Source organism: Pseudomonas sp. S3_A03 (genome assembly GCF_054668275.1).
This window is the reverse complement of sequence record NZ_CP162753.1, coordinates 4171130-4189317: the sequence shown is the minus strand read 5'-3', so window position 1 is coordinate 4189317 and position 18188 is coordinate 4171130. Positions and strand designations below refer to the sequence as shown.

Genomic DNA, 18188 nt, shown 5'->3' with positions numbered 1-18188 from the left:
GCTCCGAATCAGAAAGGCGCGTCGCCCTGGATGGTGGTGCGAAACAGCTTGCGGCGCAGGTGGCTCGGGCAACCGGCGGCCAGGTGGATCAGCGAGCGGTTATCCCAGAACACCAGGTCGTGAGGCTGCCATTGATGGCGATAGATGTTGTGCGCCAGCACGCTGTGGGCATAAAGCTGGGCCAGCAGGTCACGGCTCTCATCCTCGGGCAGGCCGACGATGCGGGTGGTGAAGCCTTCACTGACGAACAGCGCCTTGCGGCCGTTTTCCGGATGCGTGCGCACGATGGGGTGCACCACTTCGGCCACTTGCGCCAACTGTTCCGGGGTGAGCGTTGGGCGCCAGTTGCCTTCGAATTTGGTTTCGCTGTAACGCGCCGTGTAGGAATGCGCGGCGCTGCGTCCCTCGACGGCTTTGCGCAAGTGCTCGGGCAACTGATCCCAGGCCTTGTGCATGTCGGCGAACAAGGTGTCGCCGCCTTCGCTAGGCAGCTCTTGTGCGTGCAGCATCGAACCAAGGCTGGGCAGTTCTTTATAGGACAGGTCTGAATGCCAGAACTTGCCGGCATCGCCCAGGCCGATGGATTGGCCGTTTTCAATAATGTTGGAGACGATCAGGATTTCGGGATGGTTGGCCAGCAGGAACTGTTTGAGCACATGAATCTGCAGCACGCCAAAACGGCGGCTGAAGGCGATGTGCTGTTCGGGGGTGATGCGCTGGTCGCGAAACACCACCACGTGATGGTCCAGGTGCGCGCGGTGGATGCGCGCAAAATCCTGCTGATTGACTGGCCGGGACAGGTCCAGGCCAATGATCTCGGCCCCCACGCTGCCGGGCAGTGGGCGCACCTCGAAGGCTTGGGCGGCAGGGATCGCTGTTGGAACAGTAGAGGCGGCGGACATGAGTTCACTCCCGGTCGGTCAGGAGATTGACTTTATAGGCATAAGAACTTGATTTTAAATACCGATAATGAATAACGATATGCGGGAAGGGAGCAAGGTGATCGGGCCGTGTAAGATCTGCGAAAAGCCTGGCGTGGGCCGTCGGAATCGCGTGTTGAAACGCTTACAAGCCGAAACCGTGCCTGTTTGACAAGCTTAAGGGCACTCTCTAGTGTGCATTGGATCCAATTAGCCATCACTTTTAGAAAAAGAGCACAACGTAGCCGTGACGCAGAAGCCGACCCCTTTGAACAGCATCAAGATCAGCGGTCCTATTCCCGCCCACCTTGCTCGCTCCGTGATTGAAGAAACCTTGCGCAATGCCATCCTCGACGGCCGGTTGCCCTGTGGTACCGCCATGCGTCAGCAGGAGTTGGCCAGCCTGTTCGGGGTCAGCCGCATGCCGGTGCGTGAAGCCTTGCGCCAGCTGGAGGCCCAGTCGCTGCTGCATGTGGTGACCCACAAAGGCGCCGTGGTGGCCCCCGTGATTGAAGACAATTCGGCGGAGACCTATCAATTGCGGATGTTGCTGGAGTCTGAAGCCTTGCGCTTGTCGATTCCGTTGCTGACCGACGCCGATATCGCCGAAGCGGACGCGTTTATCCGCGCTCTGGAGCAGGAAGAAAATTACGCCGAGATGGGTCGTCTCAATCGCCTGTTTCACATGGCGCTCTACGGCAAGGCGCCTAACCAGCGACTGCTCAAATTGGTGGAACACGGGCTGAATGAGGAAGAACGCTTCCTGCGCTTCAACCTTCAGGCCATGGGGCTGGGCCAGATAACCCAGGACGACCACCGTGAACTGTTGAACCTGGTGGCGCAGAAGAAAGTCGAGGAAAGCGTCCTGACCCTGCGCAATCACCTGATGCGTGGGATGGAAGTTATTACCACCTATCTCAATGGCGTGGACACCACCGGCAAGAAAACCCCGTAATCGGGTTTTCGCCCGCCCTTCTTTACGCTTAACGTTGGGGTACTGTGTCTGCCGGGTAGTGCCCCTGCGCCAAAGAAGCTTCTTATTTAATAAAGCCGCTGCCCACGGCCAATATCATTTAGAAAAACATCCACTACATTCCTATACTCGTTACGTTTTTCAGCCCGCCTATTATCGCTTATCACTAAACCAGACACTTGCGTCGACGGCGCAGCCCATCCGCATGAACAGCGTGCGCGTCGCGCTTGGTTTAGACCTGTTTATCTCTTTGCCGCGTATAAAAGCCCGCTGCTGTTTCACGGCAAAAGCAACAACTTATAGGCCTACACCATGTATCAATCATTACTTGAAAAAAGAAAACTACAGTTATGTAGCCACCCGCTATTAACGGAAATAACCTCGCAAAAAAAGTTACAACTTTTCATGGAGAGCCATGTATTCGCCGTTTGGGATTTCATGACACTTACCAAACGCCTGCAACAGGACCTGAGCTGCACTCGCTTGCCCTGGCTGCCACCGGCCGACCCACTCGCCGCGCGCCTGATCAATGAGATTGTGCTGGGCGAAGAATCAGACGAACACCCCCGGCAAGGCTATTGCAGTCACTTCGAGTGGTACCGGGAGGCCATGCTCGAAGTCGGCGCCAGCCCTTGCGCGATCGACCGCTTCGTCGCACTGCAACGCGAAGGCGTCGAAGCGGGCAGCGCCTTGCATATGATCGATGCACCCGCCGGCGTACGCCGGTTTGTCAGCGACACATTGCACATTGCGCTGCAAGCTCCCATCCACTGTGTGGCAGCCGCTTTTTTTCACGCTCGCGAGCAGGTTATTCCGAACATGTTCGAGCGTTTCCTGCGGTCTGATACGCTCCTGCGTTGCCAGGCGCCTACCTTGCGGGGCTACCTTGAACGCCACATCGAACTGGATGCCGGCCATCACGGGCCGGCGGCTGAGCAGTTGCTCGAACGTCTGGTGCGCGTAGCCCCGGCGTACCGCCAACAAGCCAACGACGCAGCCCTTGCCGCGGTGCAAAGCCGTATCGCGCTCTGGGACGAGATGCGGGCGGCGCTGCAAGAAGTGCAGCCATGAACATCGCCAACTACACCTCGACTGTCGACGACTGGGAGCGCCGCGCGACCATCCGCACACGCCCCCGCCGCCTGCTGGAAAACGATGACAAGTTGATCTATCCGCTATGCCGCCAACCCTTGGTACTCACTGCCACTTTTGTGGAGCAGTGCCCCCAATGGCGCGACTTCGTGCTGGTGCAGAGCTTCTACAAATTTATCAACGATGTGGTGATCTTCGAGACTGAGATCGTCGACAAGACCGCGCGTAACATCGCCAAGAACCGCTTCTCGGTGCCCTTCCCATTCGCCTGCCGCGTGGATGCCATGACGGTAGTGGTGGATGAGGATTACCACGCCCTCGTCGCGTTGGACTTCTTGCAACAAACCCTGGACATGACAGGCGTACAACCGCTGGATCTACCCGCACACATCGAACTGAGCCGCGCTCTGCCGGCGGCACAGGCTCAGGCGCCGGCCCACCTGCGCGACGCTGTGGAGCTGATTGGCGTGGCCATCGCCGAAAATAGCGTCACCCACGATGTGGCGGCGTTTTCCAAGGACAACAGTGTCAAAGCGTCCATTCGTGGCTTGATGGCCGACCACCTGTTTGACGAAGGTCGCCACGCGCAATTCTGGACTCGCCTGGTGCAACACTATTGGCAAACCGCGAGCCCGGCTGACCGTGACAGCATCGCGCACGTGTTGCCGATATTCCTGAGCCATTACCTGATCAATGACCTGCAGAAGAACTTCGACCTGCAGTTGATCGAGCACCTGGATATAAGCAGCAGTGTGCGCGGTGCGCTGCGTGATGAAGTGATCACGCTGGCGTTTCCCATCACCGGCCAGCACCCCTTGATGGGCAATATCATCAGCTTCCTGCAACACAGCGGCTTACTGCACACACCCAGTGTGACGCAGGCGCTGAACGACTATCTGCCGGTGCCCGCATGAGGCGCCTGACCATCGGATGGCGCGGCACCAGCAAGGCACTGGGTGCCATCAGGCCGGTACTGGAGCAGTACGGGCATGTGTCTGCTGACGAGGCCATCGACCTGTGGCTTGAAGACGGTAGCCTGCCGTTGCCGGACGAGGTGGGCGAAGCGGCCTGTATAAGGCTGCGCCTGGGGGTTGGCCCGGAAAGTGGCTGTGGGTTGCCCGCGCTACAATTACGCGCCTATGACCGTGGCCAACGACTGTGTGCCGTGCTGAACATCGCCGAAGAGCCCAGTGGCAATGGCCAGCGACTGCGCCAGCAGGTGACAGGCGCACTGGTGGACTGGGTTGCGCTGCACGTCAGTGGCTTTTCACGGGACCCTGGATATCGGCCTCTGAGTACGGTCGCCACGGACTGGCCCGAGCAGGGTTTGCAAGGACTTGAAGCGTTGGCCTTTATGCATCGGTTCAATCGTACACACGACCGCGCATTGAGGCAGGAAGCCCAGGTGCCGGTGTTCGAACGAATACAGGCCAACCTTTTCGCTTTCGCCAATCGGCCGGCACTGTGCATCGCCGGGAGTGAGGTGACCTATCGCCAGCTGCACGTGCAGGCCATGGCAATCCAGCAACGCTTGCGCCCGTTACTGGAGGCGCTCGAGGCGCCGCCAGTGATCGGTGTATGCCTGGCAAAATCCGTCGAGCTGTACGCCAGCATTCTCGCGGTACTTGGCTGTGGCGCGGTGTACTTGCCGCTCGCCCCTGACCAGCCTCCTCAACGTCATCAGATGATGCTCGCCGGGGCTCAGGTGCTGCTGGACACCGGCAAGCATCCGTTGCGGGGACGTTTCCTGGCGTTGGATGTCAGTGCCGTCGACCCTGGCGACACCACCGAAACCCTCTGTGCGCCGACATCCAATCACGCCTGCCCGGACGCGCCGTGCATGCTGCTCTACACATCGGGAACCACGGGCCAGCCCAAGGGTGTGCAACTGAGCCAAGGCAACCTGGCGCATTTCACGGCCTGGTTCAGGACCTGTATGGCACTGGATGAACACAGTCGGGTGTTGCAGTTTTCGCCCTTGAGTTTCGACTCATCGCTCATCGATATCTTTCCCACCTTAATCGCCGGCGCCGCGTTGATCATCCCCAGCGAACAGCAACGGCACGACCCCCGGTTACTGGTGGAATTGCTTCGCCGGCAGCGCGTCAGCCATGCGTTTCTGCCGCCCGCGCTGCTCAACCTCCTACCGCTGGACCGTCCTCTGGGTGTGACGCATCTGCTCACTGGCGGCGATGCCTGCGAACCCCATGTGATCGAGCGCCTGGCGGGGCAGTGTCAGCTCCACAACCTCTATGGCCCCACCGAAACCACGGTGCTGATCACGCACCGGACATTGGTCGCCAACGACGACAATCGCAACATTGGCACCCCCATCGCCAACAGCCGGGTGCTGATTCTGGATGACCAGTTGCAACCCGTAGATGAAGCGGTAACCGGCGAGCTTTATATCGTTGGGCCTGGGGTAAGCCTGGGGTATGTGAATGCGCCGCAGGAGACCGCCGGCCGGTTTGTCGAGCTGCTGCTGCCGGGGGGCCAGGCCGTGCAGGCCTTTCGCAGTGGCGACCTTGCGCAGTGGACCGCCGAGGGTATCGTGTTGGGCGGGCGGCGCGATGATCAGGTAAAAATCCGTGGGTTTCGGGTCGAACCCCAGGAAATTGAACAATGCCTGCGCAACAGCCGGTTGTATCGCGGGCTGGCGGTGGTGATCGACCCTGACCGCAGGATCCACGCCTTTTTCGCCCAGCCCGAACCAGGTGCTACGGTCGCCGCGTTGCGCACGCATGCACAGCAGTGGCTACCGGACTACATGCAACCTGGCTTCTGGGTTGAACTGCCAGACATACCGCACACTCACCACGGCAAGGTTGATCGCAGGGCGCTGTTGGCGCTACCACCACAGCCCATTTTGCAGGCGACCCCCTGCCTTGCGCGCACCGCGCTGCAAGCACAGCTGAGCGGCCTGTGGGGCGAGCTGTTGGGGTTGCCCGCCGAAAACGTGGGTATTGATGACAGCTTCTTCGACCTCGGCGGCCATTCGATTTTGCTGTCGATGTTGTTGTTGCGTGTTCGCGAGCAATTTGGCCGTGGTTTTGCGCTGAGCCAGTTCATTGAAGTCCCGACGGTTCGTACGCTGGCAGCGCTGATGCAAGACGGGGAGCGCCCCGACGCCTCTTCCGGCCAGGCGATCCGGGATGCCCAACGGCCGTGGACGATCAACTCGTTGCCCGAGGGTGCCTGGGGCGATCCGCGCAAAGTTATAGTCACAGGCGCCAACAGTTTCGTCGGTATACACATCGTCGAAGCCCTGTTGGCCGGTGGCGCCATTGAGGTGGCGTGCTTGGTGCGTGAACGACCGGGGCAGTGCGCGATGATGAGGTTTACCCAGGCGCTGCGCGATTACCGCTTGGACCATATGGACCTGAGCCGAGTACAGGTATTCGCCGCCGACATCAGCCAGCCTCGACTGGGTTTGGCCCGCGACGTCTATGACTCTCTCGTCGAAGGCTTCGGTGTGCTGGTGCATAACGCGGCGCAGGTCAACCACGTCATGGACTACGCCTCGCTAGCCAGGAACAACGTCGAGCCCGTATTCGAATGCTTGCGTCTATGCGAGACGCGCTGCAAGAAAGTATTCAATTTTGTCTCGACGCTGTCCGCCTCCAGCAGTATCGACACGGTGGGACGTATCCTTGAAGCCCCTGCGGCGGCCACATTGCCGCTGTATATCAAGAATGGCTACAACCTCTCCAAATGGGTGGCGGAGCGACTGCTGGGGCGCGCGGTTGAAAACGGGGCCTGGGTCAATATCCATCGCCTCGGAAACATCAGCTTCAACAGCCGCAATGGGGTTTGCCGGCCGCAAAAAAATCGCCTGATGCTGATGCTCAAGGGCTCGCTGCAACTAGGCCTGCTTCCGCGGCTGGATTTGAATTTCGACCTGATGCCAGTGGACTTTCTGGCGCGCTTCATTGCGTTCCACGGCAGTCGTTTTCAAGCCGATAGAAGCGTGTTCAACCTGCATAACCCGCAGCCGTTGAGCTGGGAGAATTATCTGGATGCGTTCAGCCGAGCCGGTCATATGTTTGAGCGGGTAAGCATCACGCAATGGCAGAAGGCGCTACAGACGGTGGACCAGGACAACGCGCTGTTTGGCGTACTCGGTTTTTATCTTGATCGCTTGGATGAAGACATCGGCGATACCGGGATGATCCTTCACGAGAACGCACAGCGTGGCGTTGAGCAAATGGGTGAGCAGTATCCCGATAAAACCCCCGCGCTATTGAGCAGAGGTTGCAATTACCTCAAGGCCATCGGTTTTCTATGAATTGCGTCAGGACAACATTATGAAACGGCTGCAACCGGATACGTTAATCCGCAATCCAACGGGACGGCCGATAGTGGCCTCGCGGGTGATCGACTGCCAGGCCAGGCGTGTGTGGAACATGGTGGGGACGTTTTCAGGTTTTGATGTATTCATCCCCGCTCTGTCACACATCGAAATGACCGGTACCGGTGTGGGTGCTTTACGCACGAAGTTTTTCCGAGATGGCAACCAGGTGGTGGAACAGCTCAATAGCCGGGATGAGCACGCCATGTATATGACTTGGACCACCCTCTACAACACTCTGGGCGTGGCTAGATTGTGGGCAGCAATCAACGTGGACGCACTGGAGACACAGTGCTCCAGGGTAACGTGGACCCTCATTGCCGAACCGGAGGACGCTGCACAGGTGGGATTTGAACAATTTGTACAGGCTTTCGCTGAAAGCGCACTGGACAACGTCAGCCGCTTGTTGGGCCCGCAGTAGGAGCGAACACTGCACGCTCCTACTCACACGCTCAACGGCTCAGATTTTGAAGCTGTCGACCAGTTGCTTCAGCCGATTAGCCTGTTGCGACAGCGCATCGCAATCCTTCAAGGTTTCGTTGAGGTTGGCCACGCCCTGCTGGTTAAGCAGGTTGATCTGGTTGATATCCACATTGAGGGTTTCCACCACGGCCGTCTGCTCCTCGGTGGCCGCTGCGACGGATTGGTTCATACCGTCGATCTCAACGATCCGCTGCGTGACGCTGACCAGGCGTTCGCCGGCCTGGTTGGCCACCCCGACGCTTTGCTCACTGGACGTTTGGCTGGCGTTCATGGTGGTCACCGCCTCGCGCGAACCCACTTGCAGCGAAGTGATCATTTTATGAATCTCTTCAGCCGATTCCTGAGTACGGTGAGCCAAGTTGCGCACTTCATCGGCCACCACCGCAAACCCACGTCCCGCCTCGCCGGCACGCGCAGCTTCAATCGCGGCATTCAGTGCCAACAAGTTGGTTTGCTGGGAGATGCCTTTGATCACATCAAGGATGTGGCCGATATTATCGGTGCTGGCGTTCAGTGTTTCGATCTGAGTGCAGGACAAACTGATTTTTTGCGACAGTTCAGACATCGCCAGGATGGTTTGCTCCACCACTTTGCGACCGTCGTCGGCTTGCTCGCTGGCACCGCTGGCGTGCTGTGACGCATCAGCCGCGTTGCGCGCGATTTCCTGAGTGGCGGCACCCAGTTCGTTGATTGCTGCGGCCACACTGTTGGTACGCGCACTTTGCTCATCGGAACCGATGATTGACGCGTTGGAGGATGCCATCACTCGCTGGGACAGGTCGTGCACCTGGCGTGTTGCCGAAGACACTTCGGAAATCGAAGCGTGGATACGTTCCACAAACCGGTTAAACGCACTGCCGACTTCGCCAAACTCATCTTTGCTGGTAACAGCGAGGCGGCGGGTCAGATCACCTTCACCTTGAGCGATGTCTTGCATCGCAACCCCCATAGTGGTCAAGGGCCGCAACAAGACCTGAATCAGCAGGCTCAAGAGCACAGCAATCGCGACCACGGCGATGAGCATAGCGATCAATGCCGACGTGCGGAATTTACCCAACGGTGCGTAGGCTTTGTCTTTATCGATCGACAGACCGATATACCAATCTGCCCCTGGCAAGCCGCTGATCGGAGTGAAGGACAAAATACGATCCTGGCCCTTGAGCACAACCTCCTGATTGACCTTCTCGATGCGTAAGCGGGTGCCGGGATAGATGTCCTTGAGGTTTTTCATCACTTGGTCCTCGTCCGGGCTGACGATGACTTGGCCGTCGCCGCTGACCAGGAACGCATGCCCGATGCCGCCGAAATCCACCGAGTTGATGATTTTCACCAGGGTTTGCAAGCTGAGGTCTCCGCCCACTACACCCAGCAGCTCGCCGTTCTTTTTCACCGGCATGGCGATGGTGACGATCTGCCCGCCTACTGCAGCCATATAAGGCGGCGTGAGCATAGGTTTATCAGCCGCCACGGCTTGTTTGTACCAGGGGCGCTGACGGGGGTCGTAGCCGTCGGGCATTTTTGCATCCGGGCGCTGGGTAAACACACCATTGGTTTGACCCACATAGGTGAACTGGAAGTTCGAGGTGAGCGCTGGTTGGTCGACTAGCCCAGGCAAGTCCGCTGCACTGCCTTGGTGAGCTACGTTTTGCGTCAGGCTTTCGAGTACCAGTATTCGACCACTGAGCCAGTTCTGCACACTGCTGGCGGTGAGCTCCCCGGATTGTTCGATGGACGATTCCAGGTTCTGCTTGATGGTGCTGCGCTGCAGGTAGTCGTTGTAAAGGGTGAACAACGCGAAGGCTAAAACCACTACGCCTGACGCGGCCAACAAGATTTTATGACTGAACTTAAGATTCATTTCATCGACTTCTTTTGCCAAAGGGGGATAAGCGTGCCGAGTGGAAATTCCATAAAACGGTAAGCGGAGTGTTCACCCGCTCCATTTCGGTGCACGCATGGCTCATCAAGCTTTCGGCCAAGTCGGAGCAAAACTTAGGGACTTATGGGAGAAATCTGATTTTTAACCCAGGAAAGAGATAGGCGGTAGGCGTTAGCGCTGTCGTGTGTTTTTCACTTGAGGACAACGTGGCGGGATTGCATCCCTCTAAACGACAAAACCCCTGTCTGCGTTAGCAGACAGGGGTTTCGGAATTTAATCTTGACGATGACCTACTCTCACATGGGGAAACCCCACACTACCATCGGCGATGCATCGTTTCACTACTGAGTTCGGGATGGGATCAGGTGGTTCCAATGCTCTATGGTCGTCAAGAAATTCTGTGTACCGGCCCGTCGCAGTATCAACGTGCCGATGAAATTCATGGACTTCTACATAAACAAAACCCCTGTCTGCGTTAGCAAACAGGGGTTTTGGAATTTAATCTTGACGATGACCTACTCTCACATGGGGAAACCCCACACTACCATCGGCGATGCATCGTTTCACTGCTGAGTTCGGGATGGGATCAGGTGGTTCCAATGCTCTATGGTCGTCAAGAAATTCGGGTACTGACTCGTGACCAAATGGCCTCGCTTCAGCAAATTGGGTATGTGACAGCAGTCGGTGTTTTGTGAGTTACAAACTTTCGGTTCGTTTCGTCTTCACACACCGCAATCTGATGCTCTTTCGAGTAGTCAAATTGCTTGGGTGTTATATGGTCAAGCCTCACGGGCAATTAGTATTGGTTAGCTCAACGCCTCACAGCGCTTACACACCCAACCTATCAACGTCGTAGTCTTCGACGGCCCTTCAGGGAACTCAAGGTTCCAGTGAGATCTCATCTTGAGGCTAGTTTCCCGCTTAGATGCTTTCAGCGGTTATCTATTCCGAACATAGCTACCCGGCAATGCCACTGGCGTGACAACCGGAACACCAGAGGTTCGTCCACTCCGGTCCTCTCGTACTAGGAGCAGCCCCTCTCAAATCTCAAACGTCCACGGCAGATAGGGACCGAACTGTCTCACGACGTTCTAAACCCAGCTCGCGTACCACTTTAAATGGCGAACAGCCATACCCTTGGGACCGGCTTCAGCCCCAGGATGTGATGAGCCGACATCGAGGTGCCAAACACCGCCGTCGATATGAACTCTTGGGCGGTATCAGCCTGTTATCCCCGGAGTACCTTTTATCCGTTGAGCGATGGCCCTTCCATACAGAACCACCGGATCACTAAGACCTACTTTCGTACCTGCTCGACGTGTCTGTCTCGCAGTCAAGCGCGCTTTTGCCTTTATACTCTACGACCGATTTCCGACCGGTCTGAGCGCACCTTCGTACTCCTCCGTTACTCTTTAGGAGGAGACCGCCCCAGTCAAACTACCCACCATACACTGTCCTCGATCCGGATAACGGACCTGAGTTAGAACCTCAAAGTTGCCAGGGTGGTATTTCAAGGTTGGCTCCACGCAGACTGGCGTCCACGCTTCAAAGCCTCCCACCTATCCTACACAAGCAAATTCAAAGTCCAGTGCAAAGCTATAGTAAAGGTTCACGGGGTCTTTCCGTCTAGCCGCGGATACACTGCATCTTCACAGCGATTTCAATTTCACTGAGTCTCGGGTGGAGACAGCGCCGCCATCGTTACGCCATTCGTGCAGGTCGGAACTTACCCGACAAGGAATTTCGCTACCTTAGGACCGTTATAGTTACGGCCGCCGTTTACCGGGGCTTCGATCAAGAGCTTCGCGTTAGCTAACCCCATCAATTAACCTTCCGGCACCGGGCAGGCGTCACACCCTATACGTCCACTTTCGTGTTTGCAGAGTGCTGTGTTTTTAATAAACAGTCGCAGCGGCCTGGTATCTTCGACCGGCATGGGCTTACGGAGCAAGTCCTTCACCCTCACCGGCGCACCTTCTCCCGAAGTTACGGTGCCATTTTGCCTAGTTCCTTCACCCGAGTTCTCTCAAGCGCCTTGGTATTCTCTACCCAACCACCTGTGTCGGTTTGGGGTACGGTTCCTGGTTACCTGAAGCTTAGAAGCTTTTCTTGGAAGCATGGCATCAACCACTTCGCTAACTGAAAGTTAGCTCGTCATCAGCTCTCGGCCTTAGAATCCCGGATTTACCTAAGATTCCAGCCTACCACCTTAAACTTGGACAACCAACGCCAAGCTGGCCTAGCCTTCTCCGTCCCTCCATCGCAATAACCAGAAGTACAGGAATATTAACCTGTTTTCCATCGACTACGCTTTTCAGCCTCGCCTTAGGGACCGACTAACCCTGCGTCGATTAACGTTGCGCAGGAAACCTTGGTCTTTCGGCGTGGGTGTTTTTCACACCCATTGTCGTTACTCATGTCAGCATTCGCACTTCTGATACCTCCAGCAAGCTTCTCAACTCACCTTCACAGGCTTACAGAACGCTCCTCTACCGCATCACTTACGTGATACCCGTAGCTTCGGTGTATGGTTTGAGCCCCGTTACATCTTCCGCGCAGGCCGACTCGACTAGTGAGCTATTACGCTTTCTTTAAAGGGTGGCTGCTTCTAAGCCAACCTCCTAGCTGTCTAAGCCTTCCCACATCGTTTCCCACTTAACCATAACTTTGGGACCTTAGCTGACGGTCTGGGTTGTTTCCCTTTTCACGACGGACGTTAGCACCCGCCGTGTGTCTCCCATGCTCGGCACTTGTAGGTATTCGGAGTTTGCATCGGTTTGGTAAGTCGGGATGACCCCCTAGCCGAAACAGTGCTCTACCCCCTACAGTGATACATGAGGCGCTACCTAAATAGCTTTCGAGGAGAACCAGCTATCTCCGAGCTTGATTAGCCTTTCACTCCGATCCACAGGTCATCCGCTAACTTTTCAACGGTAGTCGGTTCGGTCCTCCAGTTAGTGTTACCCAACCTTCAACCTGCCCATGGATAGATCGCCCGGTTTCGGGTCTATTCCCAGCGACTAGACGCCCTATTAAGACTCGCTTTCGCTACGCCTCCCCTATTCGGTTAAGCTCGCCACTGAAAATAAGTCGCTGACCCATTATACAAAAGGTACGCAGTCACCCAACAAAGTGGGCTCCCACTGCTTGTACGCATACGGTTTCAGGATCTATTTCACTCCCCTCTCCGGGGTTCTTTTCGCCTTTCCCTCACGGTACTAGTTCACTATCGGTCAGTCAGTAGTATTTAGCCTTGGAGGATGGTCCCCCCATATTCAGACAAAGTTTCTCGTGCTCCGTCCTACTCGATTTCATGACTAAGAGATTTTCGCGTACAGGGCTATCACCCACTATGGCCGCACTTTCCAGAGCGTTCCGCTAATCTCAAAGCCACTTAAGGGCTAGTCCCCGTTCGCTCGCCACTACTAAGGGAATCTCGGTTGATTTCTTTTCCTCAGGGTACTTAGATGTTTCAGTTCCCCTGGTTCGCCTCTTGCACCTATGTATTCAGTACAAGATAACCATCTTATGATGGCTGGGTTCCCCCATTCAGACATCTCCGGATCAAAGTCTGTTTGCCGACTCCCCGAAGCTTTTCGCAGGCTACCACGTCTTTCATCGCCTCTGACTGCCAAGGCATCCACCGTATGCGCTTCTTCACTTGACCATATAACCCCAAGCAATCTGGTTATACTGTGAAGACGACATTCGCCGAAAATCTGTAATCACTCACAAATTTTACCTTAGCCTGATCCGTTACCAGTGAAAGTAACGTTCAGTCTATCTTTCTATCACATACCCAAATTTTTAAAGAACGATCTAATCAAAGACTAGAAATCAACATTCACCATCGCCAGGATGGAATGCTCATTTCTAAGCTCTATATAGAATAATGCATTCATCTCGCATTACCGTCTTCTTCAATGAATCAAGCAATTCGTGTGGGAACTTATGGAGCAGCTGATGTCGTCGATTAAGGAGGTGATCCAGCCGCAGGTTCCCCTACGGCTACCTTGTTACGACTTCACCCCAGTCATGAATCACACCGTGGTAACCGTCCTCCCGAAGGTTAGACTAGCTACTTCTGGTGCAACCCACTCCCATGGTGTGACGGGCGGTGTGTACAAGGCCCGGGAACGTATTCACCGCGACATTCTGATTCGCGATTACTAGCGATTCCGACTTCACGCAGTCGAGTTGCAGACTGCGATCCGGACTACGATCGGTTTTATGGGATTAGCTCCACCTCGCGGCTTGGCAACCCTCTGTACCGACCATTGTAGCACGTGTGTAGCCCAGGCCGTAAGGGCCATGATGACTTGACGTCATCCCCACCTTCCTCCGGTTTGTCACCGGCAGTCTCCTTAGAGTGCCCACCATGACGTGCTGGTAACTAAGGACAAGGGTTGCGCTCGTTACGGGACTTAACCCAACATCTCACGACACGAGCTGACGACAGCCATGCAGCACCTGTCTCAATGTTCCCGAAGGCACCAATCTATCTCTAGAAAGTTCATTGGATGTCAAGGCCTGGTAAGGTTCTTCGCGTTGCTTCGAATTAAACCACATGCTCCACCGCTTGTGCGGGCCCCCGTCAATTCATTTGAGTTTTAACCTTGCGGCCGTACTCCCCAGGCGGTCAACTTAATGCGTTAGCTGCGCCACTAAGAGCTCAAGGCTCCCAACGGCTAGTTGACATCGTTTACGGCGTGGACTACCAGGGTATCTAATCCTGTTTGCTCCCCACGCTTTCGCACCTCAGTGTCAGTATCAGTCCAGGTGGTCGCCTTCGCCACTGGTGTTCCTTCCTATATCTACGCATTTCACCGCTACACAGGAAATTCCACCACCCTCTACCATACTCTAGTCAGTCAGTTTTGAATGCAGTTCCCAGGTTGAGCCCGGGGATTTCACATCCAACTTAACAAACCACCTACGCGCGCTTTACGCCCAGTAATTCCGATTAACGCTTGCACCCTCTGTATTACCGCGGCTGCTGGCACAGAGTTAGCCGGTGCTTATTCTGTCGGTAACGTCAAAACAATCACGTATTAGGTAACTGCCCTTCCTCCCAACTTAAAGTGCTTTACAATCCGAAGACCTTCTTCACACACGCGGCATGGCTGGATCAGGCTTTCGCCCATTGTCCAATATTCCCCACTGCTGCCTCCCGTAGGAGTCTGGACCGTGTCTCAGTTCCAGTGTGACTGATCATCCTCTCAGACCAGTTACGGATCGTCGCCTTGGTGAGCCATTACCTCACCAACTAGCTAATCCGACCTAGGCTCATCTGATAGCGCAAGGCCCGAAGGTCCCCTGCTTTCTCCCGTAGGACGTATGCGGTATTAGCGTCCGTTTCCGAACGTTATCCCCCACTACCAGGCAGATTCCTAGGCATTACTCACCCGTCCGCCGCTCTCAAGAGAAGCAAGCTTCTCTCTACCGCTCGACTTGCATGTGTTAGGCCTGCCGCCAGCGTTCAATCTGAGCCATGATCAAACTCTTCAGTTCAAACATCTTTGGGTTTTTAAGAAACCCTAAACTTGGCTCAGCAATCGTTGGTTACATCTTTGATTTCTCGCGGAGTAACTTGTGATGCTGATAATCTTGTTGACTATCAGTCTGACTCCACAAGCACCCACACGAATTGCTTGATTCAGTTGTTAAAGAGCGGTTGGTTAAGAGCTTTCGTCTCAACCGAGGCGCGCATTCTACAGCAGCCTCATTTGCTGTCAAGCGGTTATTTTCAGAAGCTTTCGAAGATTTCTTCAACAACTTCAACCACTTGCGCTTCCGATCTCTCGTCAGCGGGAGGCGAATTCTACAGCGTTACACGCTGCTGTCAACACCTCTTTTTCAACTTCCTTTTGGCTTCGATGAACTGAAGCAACTTGCTGCCGAAAACTGCGTAACTCATTGTTTACCAAGGAGTTTTCCGTTTCGACTGCGCCGGAAGTGGGGCGAATTATAGGCTTCCAGAATCTGGCGTCAACCATTAATTTTGCTTTTCCTATCAATCAAGAGAGATTGATTAAAAACCACCCAAATGCGCCCGAAGAAACCGCTAGATGACTCCCGCCTCTTTTAACGCCGCAATATTCAACGGCGCCAGCCCCAACACTCTCTTCAACACCAGCTCCGTATGCTCACCCAATAGAGGAGGTGCGCTGCGATACTCCACAGGTGTCTTGGATAACCGAATCGGACTGGCAACTTGCGGCACCAACCCCGCCAACGCATGAGGCAACTGCATCGCCAGCCCACGCGCCTTCACCTGAGGATCGGCAAACACCTGCGAAAGGTCATTGATCGGACCACAAGGCACCCCAACTTGCTCAAGCTGGACCACCCACTCCGCCGTCGTCTTGAAGACCGTCGCCTGGCGAATCAACGGAATCAGCACCGCACGGTTAACCACCCGCACTTTATTAGTGGAGAAACGTGGGTCATCCGCCCACTGCGGCTGACCCGCCACTTGCGCAAACTTGCGAAACTGCCCGTCATTACCCACAGTCAGGATGAAATCACCATCGGCCGTGGGGAAATCCTGATAAGGGACAATATTCGGATGAGCGTTACCCAGGCGCTTCGGAGGCACCCCCGTCGTCAGATAATTCATCGCCTGATTAGCCAAGCAGGCCACCTGAACATCGAGCAACGCCATATCGACGTGTTGCCCGCCACCGTCATGATCTCGATGCGCCAGCGCAGCAAGAATGGCCACCGTCGAATAGAGGCCCGTGAGAATGTCAGTCAACGCCACTCCCACCTTTACCGGCCCCGCCCCCTCATCACCTTCCGGCCGACCAGTCAGACTCATCAGCCCGCCCAGCCCCTGGATCATGAAGTCATAACCCGCACGCGCGGCATAAGGTCCGGTTTGGCCGAAGCCCGTGATAGAGCAATAGATCAACTCAGGATTAATCTCCTTAAGCGACTCATAATCCAGCCCATAGGCCGCTAAACCATCCACCTTAAAATTCTCGATGAGGATGTCGGACTTAGCCGCCAGATCCCGTACCAGCTTCTGCCCCTCAGGCCGGGTGAAGTCGATAGTCACCGATTCTTTATTACGATTGGCAGACAAGTAATACGCCGCCTCACTGGTGTTCTCGCCATAAGCATCTTTAAGGAAGGGGGGCCCCCAGGCCCGCGTGTCGTCACCACTACCGGGGCGTTCAACCTTTATTACCTCTGCCCCGAGGTCCGCAAGAATCTGCCCGGCCCAAGGGCCCGCCAACACTCGCGATAAATCCAATACCCGCAGATGCGATAGCGCGCCCATACCGTTCTCCTATTAATAGAACGCCTGAAGACCGGTTTGCGCACGCCCCAGAATCAAGGCGTGCACGTCGTGGGTACCTTCATAGGTGTTAACCACCTCCAAATTCACCAGATGACGCGCCACCCCGAATTCGTCGGAAATGCCGTTGCCGCCCAACATGTCCCGTGCCATACGCGCGATATCCAGAGACTTGCCGCACGAGTTGCGCTTCATGATCGAAGTAATCTCTACCGCAGCCGTGCCTTCATCCTTCATGCGCCCCAGGCGCAGGCAGCCTTGCAGGGCCAGAGTGATCTCAGTCTGCATATCGGCCAGCTTCTTCTGGATCAACTGAGTCGCCGCCAAAGGCCGACCGAACTGGTGACGGTCCAAGGTGTATTGGCGAGCGGTGTGCCAGCAGAACTCGGCGGCGCCCAACGCCCCCCAGGAAATGCCATAGCGCGCCGAGTTCAGACAGGTGAAAGGCCCCTTCAAGCCTCGCACATCAGGGAAGATGTTCTCTTCCGGGACGAATACGTTATCCATCACGATCTCACCGGTGATGGAGGCCCGCAGCCCGACCTTGCCGTGAATCGCCGGCGCACTCAGCCCCTTCCAGCCTTTTTCCAGAACAAACCCGCGGATATCACCCGCGTCGTCCTTGCCCCACACCACGAACACATCCGCGATCGGACTGTTGGTGATCCACATCTTCGCGCCTGTCAGGCTGTATCCGCCCTCCACTTTGCGCGCACGCGTGATCATCGCGCCCGGATCAGAGCCATGGTTTGGCTCGGTCAGGCCGAAACAGCCAATCCACTCTCCAGAGGCCAATTTCGGCAAGTACTTCTGTTTTTGCGCCTCGGTGCCAAATTCATTGATAGGCACCATGACCAATGACGACTGCACGCTCATCATCGAACGGTAACCAGAGTCGACACGCTCAACCTCACGCGCAATCAGCCCGTAGCTGACGTAGTTCAAGCCACTGCCACCGTACTGTTCGGGAATCATCGCGCCCAACAACCCGGTTTCACCCATTTCTCGAAAGATTGCAGGGTCGGTCTTTTCATGACGGAAAGCTTCGAGCACACGCGGCGCTAGTTTGTCCTGGGCGAATTGCTCAGCACTGTCGCGCACCATGCGCTCTTCTTCGGTGAGCTGTTGATCCAGCAGCAGTGGATCGATCCAGTTGAAGCTTGCCTTGCCAGCCATGAATAAGTCCTCGC

At 55.8% G+C, this 18188-nt stretch carries 9 protein-coding genes and 4 rRNA genes; 5 read left to right on the top strand and 8 right to left on the bottom strand.

Annotated elements, in window-relative coordinates; genetic code table 11:
• Positions 1-8: 8 nt before the first annotated feature.
• Complete coding sequence (locus AB4O25_RS19225; RefSeq protein ID WP_017528419.1) at positions 9-902, bottom strand: TauD/TfdA dioxygenase family protein; 894 nt, start codon at positions 900-902, stop codon at positions 9-11.
• A gap of 265 nt (positions 903-1167) precedes the next feature.
• Here AB4O25_RS19225 and AB4O25_RS19220 point away from each other — a divergent pair, with 265 nt between their 5' ends.
• From AB4O25_RS19220 to AB4O25_RS19200, 5 genes are all read left to right on the top strand, one after another.
• Positions 1168-1875: a GntR family transcriptional regulator gene (locus tag AB4O25_RS19220; RefSeq protein ID WP_017528420.1), complete on the top strand. Its 708-nt coding sequence runs from the start codon at positions 1168-1170 to the stop codon at positions 1873-1875.
• A 330-nt stretch (positions 1876-2205) separates the two neighbouring features.
• Positions 2206-2964, top strand: a complete 759-nt coding sequence (locus AB4O25_RS19215; RefSeq protein WP_065876867.1) for a DUF3050 domain-containing protein — start codon at positions 2206-2208, stop codon at positions 2962-2964.
• Positions 2961-3899, top strand: a complete 939-nt coding sequence (locus tag AB4O25_RS19210; protein ID WP_460149870.1) for a diiron oxygenase — start codon at positions 2961-2963, stop codon at positions 3897-3899. The genes AB4O25_RS19215 and AB4O25_RS19210 overlap by 4 nt, the downstream gene beginning before the upstream one ends.
• Positions 3896-7270 (top strand): amino acid adenylation domain-containing protein, encoded by a 3375-nt coding sequence (locus AB4O25_RS19205; RefSeq protein ID WP_460149869.1) that lies wholly within the window; start codon positions 3896-3898, stop codon positions 7268-7270. Before AB4O25_RS19210 ends, AB4O25_RS19205 begins: the two co-directional genes overlap by 4 nt.
• A 19-nt stretch (positions 7271-7289) precedes the next feature.
• On the top strand, positions 7290-7754 hold the full coding sequence (locus tag AB4O25_RS19200) for an SRPBCC family protein (RefSeq protein ID WP_017528424.1): 465 nt from the start codon (positions 7290-7292) through the stop codon (positions 7752-7754).
• A 39-nt stretch (positions 7755-7793) separates the two neighbouring features.
• On the opposite strand, the gene AB4O25_RS19195 is transcribed toward AB4O25_RS19200, so the two are convergent.
• The 7 genes from AB4O25_RS19195 to AB4O25_RS19165 form a co-directional block, all read right to left on the bottom strand.
• Entirely contained in the window at positions 7794-9674 is a 1881-nt protein-coding gene (locus AB4O25_RS19195; RefSeq protein ID WP_460149868.1) for a methyl-accepting chemotaxis protein, read from the bottom strand.
• Between the two features lie 298 nt (positions 9675-9972).
• A 5S ribosomal RNA gene (gene rrf / locus AB4O25_RS19190) occupies positions 9973-10088 on the bottom strand.
• A 109-nt stretch (positions 10089-10197) separates the two neighbouring features.
• Positions 10198-10313 (bottom strand): 5S ribosomal RNA (gene rrf / locus AB4O25_RS19185).
• Between the two features lie 157 nt (positions 10314-10470).
• Positions 10471-13362, bottom strand: a 23S ribosomal RNA gene (locus AB4O25_RS19180).
• A gap of 307 nt (positions 13363-13669) precedes the next feature.
• Positions 13670-15206 (bottom strand): 16S ribosomal RNA (locus AB4O25_RS19175).
• The 16S, 23S and 5S rRNA genes sit together here, the layout of an rRNA operon.
• A gap of 553 nt (positions 15207-15759) precedes the next feature.
• Positions 15760-16980 carry a CaiB/BaiF CoA transferase family protein gene (locus AB4O25_RS19170; RefSeq protein WP_460149867.1) on the bottom strand — a complete coding sequence of 407 codons (1221 nt, stop codon included), beginning with the start codon at positions 16978-16980 and terminating at the stop codon, positions 15760-15762.
• 12 nt (positions 16981-16992) lie between these two features.
• Positions 16993-18174, bottom strand: coding sequence for an acyl-CoA dehydrogenase (locus AB4O25_RS19165; RefSeq protein WP_003170842.1), 1182 nt, complete (start codon positions 18172-18174; stop codon positions 16993-16995).
• Positions 18175-18188: the final 14 nt, after the last annotated feature.

What these genes read in the sequence shown, in the direction of transcription:
- AB4O25_RS19205 (WP_460149869.1), top strand. Translation starts at nt 3,896, where the DNA reads ATGAGGCGCCTGACCATCGGATGGCGCGGCACCAGCAAGGCACTGGGT.
- AB4O25_RS19170 (WP_460149867.1), bottom strand. Translation starts at nt 16,980, where the DNA reads ATGGGCGCGCTATCGCATCTGCGGGTATTGGATTTATCGCGAGTGTTG.
- AB4O25_RS19195 (WP_460149868.1), bottom strand. Translation starts at nt 9,674, where the DNA reads ATGAATCTTAAGTTCAGTCATAAAATCTTGTTGGCCGCGTCAGGCGTA.
- AB4O25_RS19165 (WP_003170842.1), bottom strand. Translation starts at nt 18,174, where the DNA reads ATGGCTGGCAAGGCAAGCTTCAACTGGATCGATCCACTGCTGCTGGAT.
- AB4O25_RS19215 (WP_065876867.1), top strand. Translation starts at nt 2,206, where the DNA reads ATGTATCAATCATTACTTGAAAAAAGAAAACTACAGTTATGTAGCCAC.
- AB4O25_RS19225 (WP_017528419.1), bottom strand. Translation starts at nt 902, where the DNA reads ATGTCCGCCGCCTCTACTGTTCCAACAGCGATCCCTGCCGCCCAAGCC.
- AB4O25_RS19210 (WP_460149870.1), top strand. Translation starts at nt 2,961, where the DNA reads ATGAACATCGCCAACTACACCTCGACTGTCGACGACTGGGAGCGCCGC.
- AB4O25_RS19200 (WP_017528424.1), top strand. Translation starts at nt 7,290, where the DNA reads ATGAAACGGCTGCAACCGGATACGTTAATCCGCAATCCAACGGGACGG.